Origin of the sequence: Mesorhizobium sp. M1A.F.Ca.IN.020.03.2.1 (assembly GCF_004023205.1) — a bacterium.
Lineage (GTDB): Bacteria > Pseudomonadota > Alphaproteobacteria > Rhizobiales > Rhizobiaceae > Mesorhizobium.
The window spans coordinates 1-1,923 of record NZ_RZSV01000430.1; the positions used below are offsets into that span (position 1 = coordinate 1).

The 1,923-nt window shown below is 60.9% G+C and carries 4 protein-coding genes; 3 read left to right on the plus strand and 1 reads right to left on the minus strand.

The window, feature by feature from the left end; genetic code table 11:
- The first annotated feature begins 74 nt into the window (after positions 1-74).
- From EOA79_RS31705 to EOA79_RS31715, 3 genes are all read left to right on the plus strand, one after another.
- Complete coding sequence (locus tag EOA79_RS31705; RefSeq protein ID WP_066994397.1) at positions 75-377, plus strand: accessory factor UbiK family protein; 303 nt, start codon at positions 75-77, stop codon at positions 375-377.
- A 321-nt stretch (positions 378-698) separates the two neighbouring features.
- Positions 699-1,199: a YbjN domain-containing protein gene (locus EOA79_RS31710; RefSeq protein ID WP_066994911.1), complete on the plus strand. Its 501-nt coding sequence runs from the start codon at positions 699-701 to the stop codon at positions 1,197-1,199.
- Positions 1,200-1,217: 18 nt separating this feature from the next.
- On the plus strand, positions 1,218-1,577 hold the full coding sequence (locus tag EOA79_RS31715) for a tRNA-binding protein (RefSeq protein WP_095823259.1): 360 nt from the start codon (positions 1,218-1,220) through the stop codon (positions 1,575-1,577).
- Here EOA79_RS31715 and EOA79_RS31720 read toward each other — a convergent pair.
- Positions 1,569-1,923: glycosyltransferase (locus tag EOA79_RS31720; RefSeq protein WP_128293668.1), on the minus strand; the 355-nt coding region annotated here is incomplete at its 5' end. The two genes, EOA79_RS31715 and EOA79_RS31720, sit on opposite strands and share 9 nt — an antisense overlap.

The window sequence follows — 1,923 nt, forward strand, 5'->3', positions numbered from 1 at the left end:
ACAGGTCAAGGCACGCTTCGCTTGCAATCCGTGCCGCGCGCCACTACGTCAAAATAATCAAGCGAGGATTTGCCATGTCGACCGGAACGAACCGCATTCTCGATGAATTCGCCAAGCTGATGACCGATGCCGCGGGGGCAGCCCAAGGCGTCAGGCGCGAGATGGAGACGGCTTTCCGCAGCCAGGCCGAGCGCCTGCTCAACTCCATGGATGTGGTGAAACGCGAGGAGTTCGAGGCTGCGCGCGAGATGGCCGTCAAGGCAAGAGAAGACAACATCCAGCTTGCGGTGCGCGTCGAAGCGCTCGAGGCCAAGCTCGCCGAATTGACCGGGCAAGCCGCACCTGCGGCTGCGGCGAAGCCCAGATCAAAAAAATAATCATAAACTTTTCCACAAAGCACGATCCGAAAAATCGCTTTGCCGTGAATCGCTTACCGGCATTGCATGAATCTTTTTGACAGCGCCTTTCCACATGCGAATGACGCAGTGCGAAAAATTGGGCTGTTCACGCGACTCCCGATCAATAGACTGAATTTGTTGCATGATTCGAAGCAGGGTCATGCGCCGGGCGGTGGGGTCCGGTTGGGGTCTTTGCGTTTGGAAAGTCCTGGCCGTCCGAGTTCTAGACAAGATTGTTCGTTGTGCGTGCCCTCTCTCGCGGAGCGTGTGGCGGCGCTCTCAGAACGACAGGAAGCATTCATGGAACTCCTCGAACTCGAATTCTCCCGCGAAATCCACCCGGTGGACGTCATCGAGCAGGTGGCCCACAACAATGACTGGTCCTTCGAACGCGCCGGCGACGACGAGATCTCGATTTCGGTGACAGGCAGCTGGACCGACTATCATGTCTCCTTCTCCTGGATGGAAGATTTCGAGGCGCTGCACCTGGCCTGCGCGTTCGACATCAAGGTGCCGGAAACGCGCGCGCTCGAAGTGATGCGGCTCCTGTCGCTGATCAACGAACAGATGCTGTTTGGCCATTTCGACCTGTGGGAGCAGGAGGGCGCGATCATGTTCCGGCAATCGCTGCTGCTTGCCGGCGGGGTCGAGCCGTCGAGCCAGCAGGTCGAGGTGCTTCTGTCATCGGCGTTAGAGGCCTGCGAATGCTATTTCCAGGCCTTCCAATTCGTCGTCTGGTCGGGTACGTCGGCCAAGGACGCGCTGTCGAGCGTGCTCTTTGAAACCCATGGAAGCGCCTGAGCGAAGCCAATACCGCCGATGAGTTCCAGCAGCGAGCGCAAGCCCGAGATCAGCTTTGCCGATTTCGATCGTGTCGACATCCGTGCCGGCACGATCGTCGAGGCTGAGCCCTTTCCGGAGGCGCGCAAGCCGGCATTCAAGCTGAAGATCGATTTCGGCCCGGCGATCGGCGTGAAGAAGTCGTCGGCGCAGATCACCAAATATTATGCGCCGGAGACGCTGATCGGCCGACAGATCTTCGCTGTGGTCAATTTCCCGCCGCGTCAGATCGGCCCGTTCATGTCGGAAGTGCTGACGCTTGGTTTTCCGGACGAGGAGGGCGCCGTCGTGCTCGGCGCCATCGAGCGCAAAGTGCCGGACGGCGGGCGTCTATTCTAGAACTAGCCTGGGCCGGCCTGACGTCACCGCGTCCCGATCGGCGCGCTTGCGCGGTATCCCCAGCGCTTCGACCACGTCCAGGAACATCTCGGCGCATGCCTTCCAACTGTAGCGCAGGGCGCGCTGGCGCGCCTCCGCGCGGTCAATGTGAAGCGCCTTGAGCGCCGCCTCGCGCAAATCCTCGGACACGGCCCCGCCGACGCCGTCGCCGACGATGTCGATCGGTCCGGTCACCGGATAGGCGGCCACCGGCGTGCCGCTGGCCAGAGCCTCGATGATGACGTTGCCGAAGGTGTCGGTGCGGCTCGGAAAGACGAAGACGTCGGCCGAAGCGTAGATTTCCGCC

Excerpts from the sequence above, each read along its gene's own strand:
- EOA79_RS31705 (WP_066994397.1), top strand. The coding sequence starts at position 75 with ATGTCGACCGGAACGAACCGCATTCTCGATGAATTCGCCAAGCTGATG.
- EOA79_RS31710 (WP_066994911.1), top strand. The coding sequence starts at position 699 with ATGGAACTCCTCGAACTCGAATTCTCCCGCGAAATCCACCCGGTGGAC.
- EOA79_RS31715 (WP_095823259.1), top strand. The coding sequence starts at position 1,218 with ATGAGTTCCAGCAGCGAGCGCAAGCCCGAGATCAGCTTTGCCGATTTC.